Consider the following 15,263-nt stretch of genomic DNA (forward strand, 5'->3'; position numbering starts at 1 on the left):
TTGCACCAAAATCGAGACTTAACTTTTCTTAACATGGACCACTATGCTGAGACGCTTAATGCTAATTTCCACGCAATTAATTTTTCAGAAATATTTCACAAAAATAACATCTCTGTATGGATAGCCTGCAAGCATTTTCCGACCTTCCCTGCTGGTTAAGAAAAGATATCGACAGATTCCCGAAAAATGACAACAACATTAGCTCAGATTTTTTTTGCCGACAAAGAAAAAAGGCCAGCAATACGGGGGAGAATTGCTGGCCTTAACTGTTCAAAAAGTGACTTTAGGGTTGGCTTTTATTGCCAAGGGAATTCCTAATGCCTAAGCATGGGTCACTCGCTGCCCTCCCCCCTCAAAAAAGCGCTCAAAAAATACGCTAGCAAATCCGCTGATAACAATTGCCAACAATAATAACCACAAGAAGTCCTGGGGTTTGTCCTGAGCTGCGGGCTCTTTTACTTGTTCTAGTTTCTGCCCACTCACTTGCTGAGACGCAGGAGCACTAGCGGTAACATTCTCCACTGCCTGGCTGCCCACAAGCGGGGCAAGACCAAAACCAAGCGCTTGCTCGCCAATAAAGTCAGTAAACTTCTCATTGTCTGTTGCGATATCGTACTGATTGGCAAGTTCGGTGTAAGTCTCCACCATTTTCTTAAGCGTTTCGGCATCGGCAGGCCAGTAGCCCTTGCGCACTGCTTCCAGCATGCGCTCCAGCATTTGTGCCAGAGCTTCCGCATTGTGCGTCTCAAAGAACTCACGCATATCCATTTGGTATTTATCATTCACGTAGACCTCAAACATCTCCTGCCATTGGTCATCGCGGATAGTTTCTGGGGTCATCACTTCCCAGCCCCACATATTGTTCACGCGATCCAGGATTGCTGTTGCGCCGGCATAGCCGGATTCCTGCATTGCCTCAATCCAGCGGGGGTGGAAGTAACGGCTGCGCATTTCCTGGTTGACAAACTCTCCTAAGGTCTGGGTTTTAATGTTGTCCTTACGGCGCAAGTTGGAGACATACATCTCCGGTGTCTTGCCGTCTAGATTACGCACCGCAAGTCCCATACCACCAAAATACTGGAAGGGATCATCGTTGGTCATCATGGCGTAGAGGTTGGTGGAGCGTGAGAAAATCACCCCATCGGTGCCGGAAAGTACCTTGCCATAGAGAGCAACATTGCGTTGGTCTTCGCTCCAGCGGGATTCATCCTTGCCATAAGCAAAGCCCATGCGACGCATATACAGATCGGCCAGTTTATCGTCTGTCTCCCAGCTGTCGGAAGCCAGGCTGGCACCATTCAGGCCCGTACCATAATTGCCACTTTCATTGGAGAAAATACGCACAGAGGAAAGATAGCGCGCGTCCTCTTCAGAACTCCCTTCCTCCTTTAGTTGCTTTAATAAGGCCTGGCTGTGGCGATAAACAAAATTGTTCTCCTCCTTCATCTGCGCCACTTTATCGATGGCTTCCGCCAGCCACAGCATCACATTAGGGAAAGCGTCGCGATAGAGGCCGGTAGCAGAGATCACCACATCAATACGAGGGCGCTTTAATTCAGAATAGGGAATCACTTCAGTTCCGGTAACATTACCCTGCTGATTCCATTTGGGCTTGAGGCCCAATGCATGCAGTATTTGCGCTTCAAGCGCACCTTGGTGGCGCATGGTCTCCAGGGACCAAAGGGAAAATGCCAGCTTATCCGGGAAGCGACCGTGCTTTTCCCGATAGTCGGCAATGGTCTGCTCCATCAGTTGAACACCGGCTGCATAGGCTTCCTTGGACGGCACCTTAGCCGGGTTAAATCCTATCAGGTTGCGACCAGTAGGCACCGCCTGCGGGTTGCGAATAGGATCACCCCCATGGCTCACTGGAATGTACTCACCATCGAGTGCCAGCATCAGGTTTTCTAGCTCAGCGATACCGGCAAAGTTATCGGCATACTCCCGGCCCAGCTCCAGTTGATTTTGCAGCTCTTCTGAAAGTTCCGGCAACTTGCGTCCAGCCAGGAAAGCATCCAAAAGCTGATAACCCGGCTGTGCTTCTAAGGCGACTACATTGCGCTCATCCAGCACCTGATCCTGCGGTAAACCCAAGCCCTGGTCGCTCTCATATTGGCCGGCGGCGGAGATAAAGTTTTCACCCAGCATTTGCAACATGGTACTGGTGAGATGCTCTGACTTGGGCAACTGACCGAAACGATGGATACCCAATGGCTGGCTCATTTCAGCCAGTTGGGCCAAGTGGTCCTGAAGACGACTGAGCTGGCCATCGAAATCAGCCTGCAGGGTTTCAGCGCTGATTTCCAGATCCTTGAGCATGTTCAGCTTGTCCGCCAGGGCAATAATACGCTCCTGGGTGTTCAAACGGGTTTGCCCTTCTTCCAGAATCAGGTAATTACCAATCAACTCAGAGAGTTCAGCCACTTCGGCGTAAAGACCCGCTTTAGCGAAGCCCGGAGTCAGGTGGCTGATCATGGTCGCGCGGCCGCGACGCTTGGCCTGCATGGCCTCGCCCACATTATCGATAATGTAGGGATAGAACACCGGGATATTGCCCAGGGCCAAATTTGGCGCGTCGTACACAGAGAGTCCACGCTCCTTACCCGTTAGCCACTCCTGGGAACCATGAGTGCCCAAATGAATATAGGCATCGGCCCCGAAAGTTTTGCGCGCGTAGAGATAAACCGCCAGGTAAGCATGATTTACCGGCGTTTTCATATCGTGATACAGGGAGGCATGGTCTTTGGCATTCTCCGCGCGCACCCCCTGTGGCAGAACAATCAAGTTACCCAATGTCATACGTGGGATTACGAACGCCCGCTCACCGTTATGATCTGCCAACATGGCGTTATCTTCCGGATTACCCCAGCGATCCACAATAGGATCGCGCACAGAAGCCGGCAAACGATTAAACCAATCGACGTAGGTTGAAAGTGGCATCCAGTCAGCCAAACCTTTATCAATCAGTGCAGCGCTGTCTTCACGGCGATAATAAGGGCGCAGCAATTGGCCGGCCCAATCGATTAGGGTCTTGGAGTCCTGCTGCTTTATTTGATAGCCACGCTCAGCCATGGCTTTGGCGATAGACTCAATAGAAGAAGGTACATTGAGGAAGGCCGCACCAATATTCTTCTCACCGGGAGGGTAGTTCCAAATAAAGGTAGCCACCTTTTTCTGGCTGTTTTTCTTGTAACCAAGTGAGGCATGGCTCCAGGCGCGTTCTACCAGCGCATTGAGCTGGTCTGCCATCACAACCTTATTGCCACCTTCACTTGCAGCGATAATTACCGGATCGATACTACCGGTATCTTCGGGCATTACCAGGAAGAAAGGCGTTAACGAAGGAGAAACCCCACTATTATCGGCAAGGTAATCCTCTTCACTGCCCTCGGTATAATTCAGGGCGTGAATCACCGGGACACCCAGCTTCTCGAACTCTGCGCGACGCTTACTCACATAATGGAGAGAGCGGTAATTGATCATCAAATCAATACGCGTTTGCCCCGCTTCGTCTTGCAGTAAATCCGGATAGGAAAGCGGCAGATCTTCTCCTTCAAAGAAAAAAGCAAAGGCCTTAGCGCCTTTCTCTTCCAGTCCAGCTAAGATTGCATCCACCACCTGCTGCTGCTCGTAATCCACCACCGAGCGATGAATAGCTACCGCAATAACCGGCTGGTCTGTAGATGCCTGCAGCCAATTAAAAAACACCTCTTCACTATCAGTCACCAGATTCGGCAGGCGCGGGTGATAAAAGCCCACTTTAGGCACAATAATTGGTTCAGCTACAGACTGCGCAGAGAGGCCAAAGACTCTGGCGGAGAGGAACTGCATTAAATGCCGGTAGTTTTGTCGCCCAGCATTATTAAAATACGCAGCGATGGATTGGTGCTGTTCAGAGGTCAGCCCCTGATTCATAGAGACGTTATCGGCATCCCCCAGAGCAACCACTGGTACATTGGGGTACTGGGTTAGCAGCGGCTGGTATTTACCAAACATAAATTGGGAGAGTGCCGGATTGATACCGTCAAGCAACACCAGGCTGGAAGATCCCCAGGCCTGTGCTATCTGCTCTTCACTCCTCCCTTTGCTGTTAAATATCTCCAGGGTAAACGGCTGGTCCGCAGCCAAATCAGATAACAGCGCTCCTTTGGCTTTCGCGGTATGGCTGGACATCATCAGCAAAACTTTGGGTTTATCGCTGGCCTGCACCATCACCGTAGTGAAAGCTACTAGCGCCAAGCATGCTAACTGCATGCAAACCTTTTTCAACATCGCTATTTACCCCCCACTGCTTTGTCTTTAGCGGACTCTTCTTTTCCTTCCGGCACATAGACCAGACTGCCATCGGCCATCTGGTAAGCAACACCAGCGCGAGTGCCCTCTCCCGAGCCAATTTCGCCAGTGGATTTGTACTGCTTAATTTCTTCCCCATCTTTTACGATGACTTCCATATTGGGCTCGCCAGCATTCTTGATCACCGTGACCTTTTCGTCGGAAAAAACGTTTAATGGGTTTTGAGCAATAGCGATGAGCAGCGCGGCGATAATCACCAGAAAGACATCAATCAAATTAACCGCACTCAAAATCGGGTTGAGCTCTTCATCTTCATCCAGGAAGCGCATCAGGCAACCTCCTTCAATTTCCGAATGTTTATCAGCTCAGCGGCAAACCAACGCTTCTTTACCGAGGCAGGCCAGAAAGTCAGGGTGGAAATTGCGAGGCCCCAGATCACAGCGGCAAAAGCGATAATCAGGTTTTCACTAATCCCCTGGATATTGCCATCGGCCAGGGCACGCAACGCCGGCCCCATAGGAATCATGGTGGCGATCAAGCCCAGCATGGGCGCGATGCGAGTGGCCATGCGCAACATTTCCAGTTTCTTCAGCGCAAATACTTCCAGCTCGTCATCACATGCCAAAGGATGTCGCACGTAATAATTGTGCACCTGATAGCCGGGCAGGCCCTCTTTCCGACCTTGCTTTAAGGCCAAGCTGTAGGCACCAGCATTGCGGCGGCGCAGCATCCATAGGGAGAGAAAGCGCCCCGTTGCGTACAACGAGTAAACAAAAAGAACCAGAATCGCCAGTAAAACCGGGGCCATAAACAAGTCGGCCACATCCGCCATCAGGTTCTCAATCATCGAAATATTCATTGCAAGCCTCCTCAGCCCAGCACTTTCGCTCTGTATCAATGGCCGCGGAAACTAGCGGAACTCCCCACTAACGTCAAATTTAATCTAATTGATATTGATTCGTATTTAGCTTTACATTAAGAAAATCATCCATATAATCCCCTCCAGCTGATAGCCGAGCTGATTTATCTCACCTATTGCTAACAGATACGGCTAACAGACAAAGCTGAAGTACAAAATTCACCCCAAGGACAACACCATGAAACTTCGCCCTCTCGCAGCGGCCTTACTGGGCTTGGCCTCCGCCACTAACCTGCATGCCGAAACCTCAAGTTCGGCTGCCAGCAGCGGCCTGGAACTGATCGTTGTCAGTGGCCGCGCGGAAAAACCGCTGAAAGATGTCGCAGGAAGCGTTTCTGTTGTCACCAATGATGAAATTGAACAGCTGCAGCTGAACGATATGAGCCAGCTGTTCCAATACGAGCCCGGAGTGGAAGTTACCGGTGCCGCCGGCAGCGCACAAAATATCCTGGTACGCGGCATGGGTGGCGATCGGGTACTGATTATCAAAGACGGTATGCGGGTTAACGAAGGCTATGGAGCCAATGGTAAAAATGACATCGTGGGCCGCGGCTTTATTGAAATAGATACCTTGAAACAGGTAGAGGTGGCCAAGGGCGCTGCGTCTTCTTTATACGGTTCTGACGCTCTGGCCGGCATCGTGGTATTCACCACCAAAGATGCCAGCGACTATCTGGAGGATGGAGAGCAGTTCGGCGGTGCGATTAAAACCGGATACACTGGTATTACCAATCAATCACACATCTCCCCTACCCTGGCTCTTCGCACCGGCAACTTTGAACAACTGCTGCATACCACCTTTCGCGATGGCGAAGAGCAACAAAATTTCGACGAGAACCAGGACCCCTTCGATATTGAATCCAAGAGTCTGCTCTACAAGGCCAAGTACAACTTGGGCGGCGAGGACTTTGTCAGTTTCAGCATCGATCACTGGAATCAGGAAAGCACCGGCAATAGCGCCGATGGCCTGCTCCACTACTTCCGTGGACTGGCCGATTACGGCTACAGCATCGTCAGGGAAGAATCGAACTCCGACAAAGAGGTCCGCGCTTACCAACTGCGCTACCACAGCGAGACCCCTAGTGCAGTCTATGACCAGTTAAATATCAGCCTGTATAAAAACGAATCCGAACAGCAAGACGAGCAGTATGGCCAGCTGGACATCAATGCCCCGATGTTCGGAGTTCTTGAAATTCGTGATATGTGGGAAACTGGCCTTTATAGCCAAGAGACTATTGGCTTTCTCTCCAATGCCAGCAAAGCCCTGAATGAGACTCACACCCTGGGATATGGCCTCGATCTGGAAAAAACCGAAAGCCGCCGTACCGTGCACCAGTACCGTGAAGTGGAAGGCAGTTCCACTTTGGATGTGACCACCGAAAAATTCCCGGAAAATACCGTCTCCCGCGCGGGCTTATTCCTGAACGATGAAATGACTTTTGCCAATGGCCAGCTGATTGTAACCCCCGGGGTACGCTACGACTGGTACGAAATGGACCCCGATGGTACAGAGAAAGCTGACGGCACAGCCTTTGCCACGATCGAAGAGAGCAACTTCTCCTTCAACCTGGGTGCCTTATACAAAATCAACTCCCGCTTGTCTGCCTTCGCGCAGTATGGCCAGGGATTCAAAGTACCGGCCTATGACCTGGCCTATATCGAGCATTATCTGCAACCAACTTCTACCTATGCTTATGAAGTATTGCCAGCGGACGACCTGTCCCCTGAAACCAGCGATACTTTTGAGCTCGGCTTGCGTGGACACCTGGGCCCAATCGCCTTCAGCGCTGCCGCCTTCTATACCGAGTACGACGACTTCCTAGAAACAGCACTCATTGACAGCGAAACTTTCTTTAACAACGATGGCAGTTTCTCCCACGTATTTGAGCAATACCAATACCAGAACATCGACTCTGTAACGATCAAAGGGGTTGAACTGAGCGCGAACTGGTATCTGACACCTGCATTCGAGCTATTTGCTAATGCCAGCTATCAGCGAGGTGAAAATGATACTACCGGCGAATACCTCACCAGTATCAGCCCGCTTTCCGGTGTAGTGGGTGCCAGCTACACAAGCGCGCAGCTTTCCAGCCAAGTGCTGGTGCGCTGGGCGGACCGCATGGAACGCGTCAATGAAGGCGAAGTAAAGACTCCAAATTATGGCTCTGTAGACTGGACGCTGGGCTATCAGTTGATGGAGCAGGTATCGCTCAACCTGGCCGTCAACAATCTATTCGACAAAGAGTATGTGCCCTACCTGAATGTCGCTGGCTGGGATGAAGACAGTGATATCTACGTAAACTCTGCTCCGGGCCGTACTTTCTCTGCATCGCTCAAGTACGACTTTTAAAGTTCATATTTTGATTATTAACCAGGCGAGATAGTGGACGCCGGGTTGATGCGACGCAAGGAAGCGTCGTCGCTGGTCACTGCCAGCAAAGCCCCTGAAATACAAGTCACTCTGCGCTTTTGCGCAATTTCAGGGGCCTAATCACACAGGTCAAGGATGACCTTTTTTTGATTAGCGGAGAACGCACGCTCCACTATTCATACTCTCCTATAAGTCCCTTGCGGCCGCCCCCATGCGGCCTTTTTTTATTCTCTTGCATCAATACAATATTTACCTGCGAAATAGGTTAATTAAGAGGCTCAATATCAGGCTAACAATAATCATCGAGACAATGGGAAAATAAAAACGCGTGCGCCCAGATTCAATACGAATATCCCCCGGCAACCGACCAAACCAATTAAATAGCCAGGGGGCAAAGTGCAGTGCTACACCTATTACTAGAAGAATCAACCCAGTAATCATCAGCCAGCGTGACATAGCGCCCTCTCATTTTGCTCTATTCAAGTTCCAATAAAATTTGTTTACTCCTCCAACCCCTTGAGTACACAGGATTAGGCAGCTAACATAAGTGACCAACTGACACTTAGTGAAGCAATGAACGAGAAAGAATTCCTCGCAGCTTACAACAAAGGTAGCTTTGAAGCCCCTCTAGTTACCGTAGATGCCGTCTTGTTTACTTATCAAGATGGACAACTCAAAGTATTGCTGGTGGAACGCTCCAATCATCCCGAGAAAGGGAAATGGGCGCTACCGGGCGGTTTTATTTCCGAGAGCGAAGATAAGACCCTAGAGGATACGGTCACCCGAAAGCTCAAGGAGAAAACCGGGGTTGTCCCTCCTTATGTTGAGCAGCTAGGCACCTTTGGTGGCGCCTGCAGAGATAAGCGGGGCTGGTCTGTAACCATCTGTTACACGGCTCTGATCGCTTACCAGGCCTGTGAAAGCAAATTAGAAACGATCTCCGATGTCGCCTGGCTTCCTATCGAGAAAGTCAAGAAAATGCACTTGGCCTTTGACCATCTCAAAATTATCAATAAGGCACATGAACGCCTTATTCAAAAGGCTCTATACAGCATTATCCCCGCCTACGCACTGCCAAGGAAATTCACCCTGCCCGAGCTTCAACAAGTGCATGAAGTCATTATTGGCAAGCCTCTACAGAAAAAATCATTCCGCAGGAGAATTGAGCAGGCGGAACTTCTGGTAGATACCGGTGAAAAACGCACTGAGCGAGGTCGTCCAGCCACGCTGTACAGTTTGCGTGCCGGCTCTGGGAAATATACGTTTGTGCGGAATCTGGAGCAATAACCCTGCCCTATGGCCACTGATTTAATTTAATAATCACACTCAAGCAGATTTAAGAAGGATTTTGCAGGTGAATATTGAAACAATAGACAAAGTAAAAGGCTGTTTAGTCGGACTCGCTTGCGGTGATGCCGTGGGCACCACGCTGGAGTTTAAACGCAAGGGGGATTTCACCCCTCTTTCGGATATGGAAGGTGGAGGTCCATTTGGGTTAGAAAAAGGGCAATGGACCGATGATACTTCCATGGCGCTCTGCCTGGGACACAGTTTACTCCAGAAAAAAGGCTTCAGTGCAACTGATCAGATGAATCGTTACTGTAACTGGTACCAGTATGGGTATATGAGCTCTACGGGTGAGTGTTTCGATATTGGTGCAACAGTTTCATCCGCTCTAAATCGATACCTGCAAACAGGTGATCCTTTTAGTGGTTCAACATCTACTCGCTCCTCAGGTAATGGATCACTCATGCGCTTAGCGCCAATTCCCATATTTTTTTCTTCAACAGTTTCAGACGCTATTTATTTTGCAGGGGAAAGTTCCAGAACCACTCATGGCTCGGACGAGTGCATCGAAAGCTGTAAACTGTTCTGCAACCTTATACTTTCCACATTTAATGGCATCGAAAGAAGCAACCTTCTAAGTTCTATCGAACAAACTCCAACTACCGAAAAGGTAAAAAACATTGCCAGTGGGCAATTTCTAGACCAGCGCTATGAAGAGTTGACCGGAAGTGGTTACGTGATTGAATCCCTGATATCAGCGCTTTGGTGTTTTTTCAATACCAATAGTTTTCGGGAAGCTATTCTTTTGGCCGCCAATATTGGCAACGATGCCGATACAACGGCGGCCATATGCGGACAAATAGCCGGAGCTTACTACGGAGTTTCTGGAATACCTGAGCAATGGACCCGGCAAATTTCTTTGTCGGAAGAAATTCACACCTTGGCAGAAGATCTCTATAAGGTTGGGCTATCAGTCGCCAATGAATGGTAAAGCCGGCATAAGCCGGCTCTTGACGCTATGTGATAAGAAGGGCTCAGACAGCTATTGCCAGCATCCCCTCCTGAGTGGGTATTTCTGCCAGTAAGCGGACGGCCTCAAAGTCCTGATCGATCAACAGCTTGCCATCGCGAAATACCGGGCGAAGTTGATTCACACATTCCCCTAATTGCTGTTCGCGGATCGTTTGGTACTGGCCATCGTGAACGCTTCCATAAAACTATATGACAAGAGTTCTACCAACCATCGTTGCGACGAAAGATCTATGGATCAATAAAAGAGCTACAAAAGGATCTGGATGAATGGCTCGTATTTTACAATAATGATCGAACTCATCAGGGTAAAAAGTGTTGGGGTCGCACAACGATAGCAACCCTTGAAGAGGGTAAAAGTATCTGGAAGGAGAAGCTCGTAAACTGAACTTGACCTGACAGAGCACCTTCTGAAAAACCGGTAACTGTCAGATCAAGTCTGAACTACTACAAATTAATAATTTGATATGTTTATTTATCTATCAATTTTGAGCGTCACCATTACCGTTACCGTTACCGCCTCGAGGAGGTTCTGAAATTTTAAGTACCGTCCAATTTTTTGCTAGGAGTTGACCTTGTAAAGTTTGCTCCTCATATCTGACGTAGGCATCGGGCCCAAACCTTAGATGGTCGGGTCCAACTGGATAAGCTATGAGTGCCCCCGTGTTAGCATAGGTGCTTAAAGAAGTGGCCATTTGGGTGTTTATCAATGGCGCATTTCTATTTTGTCCATATCTAGGATCATAACGCCTTCCTTGTTCTGCAGAAAAACGATAGGGCTGAGCATCAGTATTTAGACGATAGCCTTGATCAGCAAGTTCGGCGCTAATTGCACCTCTCAAAGAGGGGTCGTATGTAAGTAGGTTTTGATTACCAATTAATGATAATTGTCTCTGAGCCCCAGCATTGGAATAAAGTCTATCATTAACCTCAATAGGTTCTTCAACTGCTACCATCATGCCGGGAATATTTAAAATTGCAGCTGCAGTATTTCTTGCAGCTGTTCTTATATCCTGAGATTGTGCGCCATGCCTTTCTCCCATTATAAGAAGTGCACACCTGTCTCCTTCATGATACATAAGTATCGGAGGTGGCATTTGAAAGTCGGCTCCAGTGTCCGGTATTTGTGCCATAGCATCGCTCATTGTGGCGACCACATAAATATTGTACTGATCTATTGCACTCCAAATTGCGCGAGCATTAGGTAATTCACTAAGTTGTATTACTGGCATCATTAATTCCTATCTTAAAAAATTACAGAGTGTTCAATAAGCTACATTGACATAGCTAGCAGAAGTCTAGGGATAACTAGAAAGGTTTTTTGTTCTTATGCTTCTCCTTTTTTATACGCTTGGCATTTACCTTGTATCTTAATCCCTAGCTTGATTACATATACATTTATTTCATGGTGAATAGATCAAGCATAGAGAAGCCGCTAACGAGCGGTGTAGAAAACAGATTAACCAAGCCCTCTACCCAATCAATTGTCGCCCATCTTAATTGCTGAAGATGTTTTCTAGAGAACTAGAATTATCTCAATACATAAAAATTTGGTTTCTTGTAAGCGGCCTTAAATCACCGCCAAATGGCTAGAATGAAATGGCTGGAAACGGCCGAGAAAAACGGCAAAATCGTAATCTCTTTGCATTGCAGCAAACTCCTTGCTGTATTTTTCTCTCCCCAGTCTAACCAGAAAAGTCCATGAATTCATTGACCTTTTATCACTAAAGGTCAACCTGAACTTTATGTTATTTTTTTTCACCTTTTTGATTAACCATCTCAAGAGCATACTGATAGGCTTCTTTGACATCGTCCTTAAGTGAATTCACACCGATACCACTCAATACTTCCTTATAGCTAGTAATGGATGGATTCTGTAGCCACTTCATCATCACACTATTCTTTAACATGATGTTGCTAAGCCTTTCATCCCTTAAGGAGTCAAATTTCCCCTGTAAAATATGGATTCCTTGAAGCTCCACCGCATTTCTAACAATTTGCTTGGAAATGTTACTAACATCCGGCTGAAAAGTATTTTTAGTTTGGTTGCTCATTATCTTCACCTTGTCCCTTTTTTTCGTCATCCAGTTCAAAACCAGTAGTTGATATATCCGAGAAGGATTTTGTCAATGCATCATTGACCTCCTGGCAGATGTCTATGATTGACTGCTGCAGTTCTTTACCCAGGTCAACATCAGTCCCTTTGCTGCTAATCAGCTTATCCAGCTGGTCTTCAAAATCTGGAGGGAGGTAACTTTTACTTGTGGGTTTACTGTTAGACATAAGTTGAAATCCTTAACGCATAAACATTGAAAGCAACAGCATCAAGAAACTTTGAATAACGGCCACAATCAACTGTATATGTGCAACGATAATTATAAGTAGAAAGATGAGGTTGAATGGTTGGGTCAACCATTTCTGAAAAGCTTTTCCAACAACTGTAGAGGTTTGTAAGGCTGTATCCCTTACATGATCGGCTGCACTTTGAACCAAAAAAGAGGAAGACATACGCTTCCCTTCTTTTGCCGCCCCCCCCTCGTCTTTCATAAAATTACAAATCAACTATTTTGTTTAGCTGCTTAGTCATCAACAACATACGCTGATTTCGTGCATTGACTTGATCTTGTAGTGTCGTTTCCACAGCACTATTAATAGAACGCTGCAAGTAGGCACTAGACATCACATCAATCAGCCTCCCCTTTCCTGCGGAAAGCTCCCTGAGTGTTGGTGTATCATCATCCTTCGCCATCTGTTCATCCTCTCAGACAGTAAATTAGAAGGTGTCTCTAAATGTGCGCGCCCCAACCGCCGACATTTGCAAGATTGAATTGGCTGTTGCCTGCATTTGAGTTGCGCCGGTATGGGTAAATTCACGCACCTGTAGTTTAGATAGCGCAGACAAGTCACGTAGGCCATCCAAATGAAGGCTTAGTGCAGAAGAAGTAGCCATCTGATCTGCCACTTTAGTGGCCAGGCGATCTCGGAAAGAATCTTTCATAACTTGCTCCTTTATATTAAGGGGTAGCGATAAATCGCTACCCCTTTAAGGTCTAAGACCTTACTTACCACCATCCATGATGTAATTGACAGCCTTAGCACCTGCCGCCGCCATTTGGGTCATGGCATTGGAAGTTGCTTGCATTTGTGTTGCACCGGTGTGAGTGAACTCACGAACCTGCAGCTTGGAAAGCGCAGACAAGTCGCGCAGACCATCCAAATTCAGACTTTGCGCTGAAGAACTGGTAGTCTGGTCAGACACTTTAGGATCAACACGGTCGCGGTAAGGAGAAGGTTGAATACCGTCTACAGTATTGGTTTCATCAGACATAATTTTTTCCTTTCAATCAGATTATTAAGTCACCCAGTTATTGGGTTCTATCACTGTATGGAAAATCCCAATCACTAATAATCGGGAAATTTTTCTCCATCAGCGATTAGATAGCTGTACAGTATCTTTCTGCCCCTCCCCTTTACTACCATTACCCAAAATAGCATTTACCGCAGTAGCCCCAGCCGCAGCCATTTGTGTCATGGCATTGGATGTGGCCTGCATCTGGGTAGAACTGGTATGAGTAAATTCACGTACCTGTAATTTGGAGAGAGCGGACAGATCGCGCAATCCATCTAGATTTAGGCTTTTTGCAGCACTAGAAGTGGTTTCATCAGATACTTTGGGGTCGAGCCGATCCCGGTAAGGCGAGGGATCAATTCCTTCCAAGTTACTATCAGTTTCATCAGACATGTTTTTTCCTTCTCTTAGAGTGTTGCTAGGTATGTAGCCAGATCACTCTAAACAGCGATTTAAAACCAGTTAATCAGGAATTATTTCCTCATTTTGACCTAGAGAGACATCAATAGGCTTCATGATTAATATCCAGTCAAGGAGCAATCATGAAGCGATCGAGCAATAGATGGTTTTTCACTCTCTCCGTAATAGCCCTTATTGGAACCATTATTTATGCATGCAAGGTTCCCAAAAATCGACTCCAAAGTATTCAGGAAGTGGGTATATTAACTGTAGCCACACGAATGGATGGAGTGGGATGCTTCTATCACCGCGATCAACTGGCAGGATTAGAATGCGATTTACTGCAAGCCTATGCGGAAAATTTGGGGGTAGATGTAGAGTTCAAGAGAGCGGCTTCTATCAACGAAACTCTGGCTATGGCAAGAGAGAAAAAGGCAGATATAGCAACTTCAGACCTAACATATACTAACAGACGAGGAGAACAAGTCACTTTTAGCCATGCACTGTTTGAGACAAGGGAAGTACTGGTACAACGAAAAGAAAATGCTTTAACACAGTTCGAGGAACTAAAAGGAAAAACTCTAACCATCCACCTAGATAGCGCCTATATTGAAGAAGTTAAAGACAAAGCTTTATTACAAAAAATCCCCTTGAGATTCCCCAGCCACCCAGAGAATACGGCAGCCATAAGCATAGATCCCGCAGATAATAAAGTATCGGTTCTTGAGTTGATTGATGCTGTGAGCATGGGGGAAATAGATTTTACTATCGCCGACGAACATATCGTTAATGGAAGTAATGGTTACAGCGATAACCTAGATACCTCGCTAGTGTTTGGGGAAAACCGCTGGGTAGCCTTTGCACTAACCAAGGATCACGATACCTCCCTTGTTAACAATCTCAATCAATGGCTGGAAAGTGAAGAAGCCCAAACGATAGTCAGAGAATACCTGAGCCTGTTAAAAACACAGGGAGCAGACAACCTACGAGGCTATACCCTCCCCAAAGGTAGACTAAGCCCCTGGGATAGGCTCTTCAAGCGCTATGCCAGTGAACCGTTCGATTGGGTATGGCTTGCCGCGCAAACCTCGACAGAATCTAACTTTAGACCCAATGCCGTATCCCTTGCGGGAGCGCAAGGTCTAATGCAATTAATGCCGGAAACCGCCAAGGAAGTGGGAGTAAAGGATAGCTTTAACCCGACACAAAATATCCGGGGTGGTTCCAAATACAACCAGAAGCAATATCGACGCTGGAAAAATTTACCCAAACGAGAGGCCATGGCTTTTACCTTTGCTTCCTATAACGCTGGTGCCGGACACGTACTGGACGCCCGCCGGTTAGCACTACAAGATGGAGCAAATCCCGACCAATGGTTTTCAACCTCCAGCAGTAAAGGCGTTGAAGATTATATTGCTCTTCTGCAAAAAGCGGAGTACTACAACAGTCCAATGGCTAAATATGGTTATTGCCGTGGCACAGAAACCCGTCAGTATGTGCGAAGGATATTTCAACAGGAAGCCAGTTATCGATCTCAGCTTAAGGGCCTTTTGAAAAATGAGGAATTAATTCCTGATGGGCATGAACAATTCTCAGATACACCATATAAACTCTGA

The 15,263-nt window shown here is 47.4% G+C and carries 16 protein-coding genes and 1 pseudogene; 5 read left to right on the top strand and 12 right to left on the bottom strand.

Features of this window, described 5'->3' with window-relative positions:
* Positions 1-321: 321 nt before the first annotated feature.
* The 3 genes from cobN to FIU95_RS11790 are packed head-to-tail and all read right to left on the bottom strand — an operon-like array spanning position 322 to position 5,152.
* Positions 322-4,272, bottom strand: coding sequence for a cobaltochelatase subunit CobN (gene cobN / locus FIU95_RS11780; RefSeq protein ID WP_253868595.1), 3,951 nt, complete (start codon positions 4,270-4,272; stop codon positions 322-324).
* A gap of 2 nt (positions 4,273-4,274) precedes the next feature.
* On the bottom strand, positions 4,275-4,622 hold the full coding sequence (locus FIU95_RS11785; RefSeq protein ID WP_152453965.1) for a DUF2149 domain-containing protein: 348 nt from the start codon (positions 4,620-4,622) through the stop codon (positions 4,275-4,277).
* Positions 4,622-5,152: a MotA/TolQ/ExbB proton channel family protein gene (locus tag FIU95_RS11790; protein WP_152453966.1), complete on the bottom strand. Its 531-nt coding sequence runs from the start codon at positions 5,150-5,152 to the stop codon at positions 4,622-4,624. The genes FIU95_RS11785 and FIU95_RS11790 overlap by 1 nt, the downstream gene beginning before the upstream one ends.
* Positions 5,153-5,390: 238 nt before the next feature.
* Between FIU95_RS11790 and FIU95_RS11795 the strand changes: the two genes are divergently transcribed.
* Positions 5,391-7,562 carry a TonB-dependent hemoglobin/transferrin/lactoferrin family receptor gene (locus FIU95_RS11795; protein WP_152453967.1) on the top strand — a complete coding sequence of 724 codons (2,172 nt, stop codon included), beginning with the start codon at positions 5,391-5,393 and terminating at the stop codon, positions 7,560-7,562.
* 270 nt (positions 7,563-7,832) lie between these two features.
* On the opposite strand, the gene FIU95_RS11800 is transcribed toward FIU95_RS11795, so the two are convergent.
* Positions 7,833-8,039 (bottom strand): DUF2905 domain-containing protein, encoded by a 207-nt coding sequence (locus FIU95_RS11800; protein ID WP_152453968.1) that lies wholly within the window; start codon positions 8,037-8,039, stop codon positions 7,833-7,835.
* A gap of 117 nt (positions 8,040-8,156) precedes the next feature.
* Here FIU95_RS11800 and FIU95_RS11805 point away from each other — a divergent pair, with 117 nt between their 5' ends.
* The 3 genes and pseudogenes from FIU95_RS11805 to FIU95_RS11815 all read left to right on the top strand — a co-directional run.
* The gene (locus FIU95_RS11805) at positions 8,157-8,870 is read left to right on the top strand and encodes an NUDIX domain-containing protein (RefSeq protein ID WP_152453969.1); all 714 of its coding nucleotides are present in this window, start codon (positions 8,157-8,159) and stop codon (positions 8,868-8,870) included.
* 67 nt (positions 8,871-8,937) lie between these two features.
* Positions 8,938-9,861: an ADP-ribosylglycohydrolase family protein gene (locus FIU95_RS11810; RefSeq protein ID WP_253868597.1), complete on the top strand. Its 924-nt coding sequence runs from the start codon at positions 8,938-8,940 to the stop codon at positions 9,859-9,861.
* Positions 9,862-10,071: 210 nt separating this feature from the next.
* Positions 10,072-10,287: pseudogene (locus FIU95_RS11815) on the top strand (integrase core domain-containing protein); the annotation flags it as partial.
* Between the two features lie 94 nt (positions 10,288-10,381).
* On the opposite strand, the gene FIU95_RS11820 reads toward FIU95_RS11815, so the two are convergent.
* The 8 genes from FIU95_RS11820 to FIU95_RS11860 form a co-directional block, all read right to left on the bottom strand.
* Positions 10,382-11,134 carry a hypothetical protein gene (locus tag FIU95_RS11820; RefSeq protein ID WP_152453970.1) on the bottom strand — a complete coding sequence of 251 codons (753 nt, stop codon included), beginning with the start codon at positions 11,132-11,134 and terminating at the stop codon, positions 10,382-10,384.
* A gap of 513 nt (positions 11,135-11,647) precedes the next feature.
* A complete protein-coding gene (locus FIU95_RS11830; protein ID WP_152453971.1) occupies positions 11,648-11,953 on the bottom strand; it encodes a hypothetical protein in 306 nt (101 codons plus the stop codon).
* Positions 11,937-12,182, bottom strand: coding sequence for a hypothetical protein (locus tag FIU95_RS11835; RefSeq protein WP_152453972.1), 246 nt, complete (start codon positions 12,180-12,182; stop codon positions 11,937-11,939). Before FIU95_RS11835 ends, FIU95_RS11830 begins: the two co-directional genes overlap by 17 nt.
* Before the next feature lie 12 nt (positions 12,183-12,194).
* A complete protein-coding gene (locus FIU95_RS11840) occupies positions 12,195-12,446 on the bottom strand; it encodes a hypothetical protein (protein ID WP_152453973.1) in 252 nt (83 codons plus the stop codon).
* Positions 12,447-12,450: 4 nt separating this feature from the next.
* On the bottom strand, positions 12,451-12,648 hold the full coding sequence (locus tag FIU95_RS11845) for a hypothetical protein (RefSeq protein WP_152453974.1): 198 nt from the start codon (positions 12,646-12,648) through the stop codon (positions 12,451-12,453).
* Between the two features lie 24 nt (positions 12,649-12,672).
* A complete protein-coding gene (locus FIU95_RS11850; RefSeq protein ID WP_152453975.1) occupies positions 12,673-12,897 on the bottom strand; it encodes a hypothetical protein in 225 nt (74 codons plus the stop codon).
* A gap of 60 nt (positions 12,898-12,957) precedes the next feature.
* The gene (locus FIU95_RS11855) at positions 12,958-13,227 is read right to left on the bottom strand and encodes a hypothetical protein (RefSeq protein WP_152453976.1); all 270 of its coding nucleotides are present in this window, start codon (positions 13,225-13,227) and stop codon (positions 12,958-12,960) included.
* 99 nt (positions 13,228-13,326) lie between these two features.
* Entirely contained in the window at positions 13,327-13,641 is a 315-nt protein-coding gene (locus FIU95_RS11860; protein ID WP_152453977.1) for a hypothetical protein, read from the bottom strand.
* Positions 13,642-13,790: 149 nt separating this feature from the next.
* Between FIU95_RS11860 and FIU95_RS21625 the strand changes: the two genes are divergently transcribed.
* Positions 13,791-15,263 (top strand): transglycosylase SLT domain-containing protein, encoded by a 1,473-nt coding sequence (locus FIU95_RS21625; RefSeq protein ID WP_152453978.1) that lies wholly within the window; start codon positions 13,791-13,793, stop codon positions 15,261-15,263.

It is taken from the genome of Microbulbifer sp. THAF38 (genome assembly GCF_009363535.1).
Taxonomy (GTDB): Bacteria; Pseudomonadota; Gammaproteobacteria; order Pseudomonadales; family Cellvibrionaceae; genus Microbulbifer.

What these genes read in the sequence shown, in the direction of transcription:
- cobN (WP_253868595.1), bottom strand. Translation starts at nt 4,272, where the DNA reads ATGTTGAAAAAGGTTTGCATGCAGTTAGCATGCTTGGCGCTAGTAGCT.
- FIU95_RS11785 (WP_152453965.1), bottom strand. Translation starts at nt 4,622, where the DNA reads ATGCGCTTCCTGGATGAAGATGAAGAGCTCAACCCGATTTTGAGTGCG.
- FIU95_RS11790 (WP_152453966.1), bottom strand. Translation starts at nt 5,152, where the DNA reads ATGAATATTTCGATGATTGAGAACCTGATGGCGGATGTGGCCGACTTG.
- FIU95_RS11795 (WP_152453967.1), top strand. Translation starts at nt 5,391, where the DNA reads ATGAAACTTCGCCCTCTCGCAGCGGCCTTACTGGGCTTGGCCTCCGCC.
- FIU95_RS11800 (WP_152453968.1), bottom strand. Translation starts at nt 8,039, where the DNA reads ATGTCACGCTGGCTGATGATTACTGGGTTGATTCTTCTAGTAATAGGT.
- FIU95_RS11805 (WP_152453969.1), top strand. Translation starts at nt 8,157, where the DNA reads ATGAACGAGAAAGAATTCCTCGCAGCTTACAACAAAGGTAGCTTTGAA.
- FIU95_RS11820 (WP_152453970.1), bottom strand. Translation starts at nt 11,134, where the DNA reads ATGATGCCAGTAATACAACTTAGTGAATTACCTAATGCTCGCGCAATT.
- FIU95_RS11830 (WP_152453971.1), bottom strand. Translation starts at nt 11,953, where the DNA reads ATGAGCAACCAAACTAAAAATACTTTTCAGCCGGATGTTAGTAACATT.
- FIU95_RS11835 (WP_152453972.1), bottom strand. Translation starts at nt 12,182, where the DNA reads ATGTCTAACAGTAAACCCACAAGTAAAAGTTACCTCCCTCCAGATTTT.
- FIU95_RS11840 (WP_152453973.1), bottom strand. Translation starts at nt 12,446, where the DNA reads ATGAAAGACGAGGGGGGGGCGGCAAAAGAAGGGAAGCGTATGTCTTCC.
- FIU95_RS11845 (WP_152453974.1), bottom strand. Translation starts at nt 12,648, where the DNA reads ATGGCGAAGGATGATGATACACCAACACTCAGGGAGCTTTCCGCAGGA.
- FIU95_RS11850 (WP_152453975.1), bottom strand. Translation starts at nt 12,897, where the DNA reads ATGAAAGATTCTTTCCGAGATCGCCTGGCCACTAAAGTGGCAGATCAG.
- FIU95_RS11855 (WP_152453976.1), bottom strand. Translation starts at nt 13,227, where the DNA reads ATGTCTGATGAAACCAATACTGTAGACGGTATTCAACCTTCTCCTTAC.
- FIU95_RS11860 (WP_152453977.1), bottom strand. Translation starts at nt 13,641, where the DNA reads ATGTCTGATGAAACTGATAGTAACTTGGAAGGAATTGATCCCTCGCCT.
- FIU95_RS21625 (WP_152453978.1), top strand. Translation starts at nt 13,791, where the DNA reads ATGAAGCGATCGAGCAATAGATGGTTTTTCACTCTCTCCGTAATAGCC.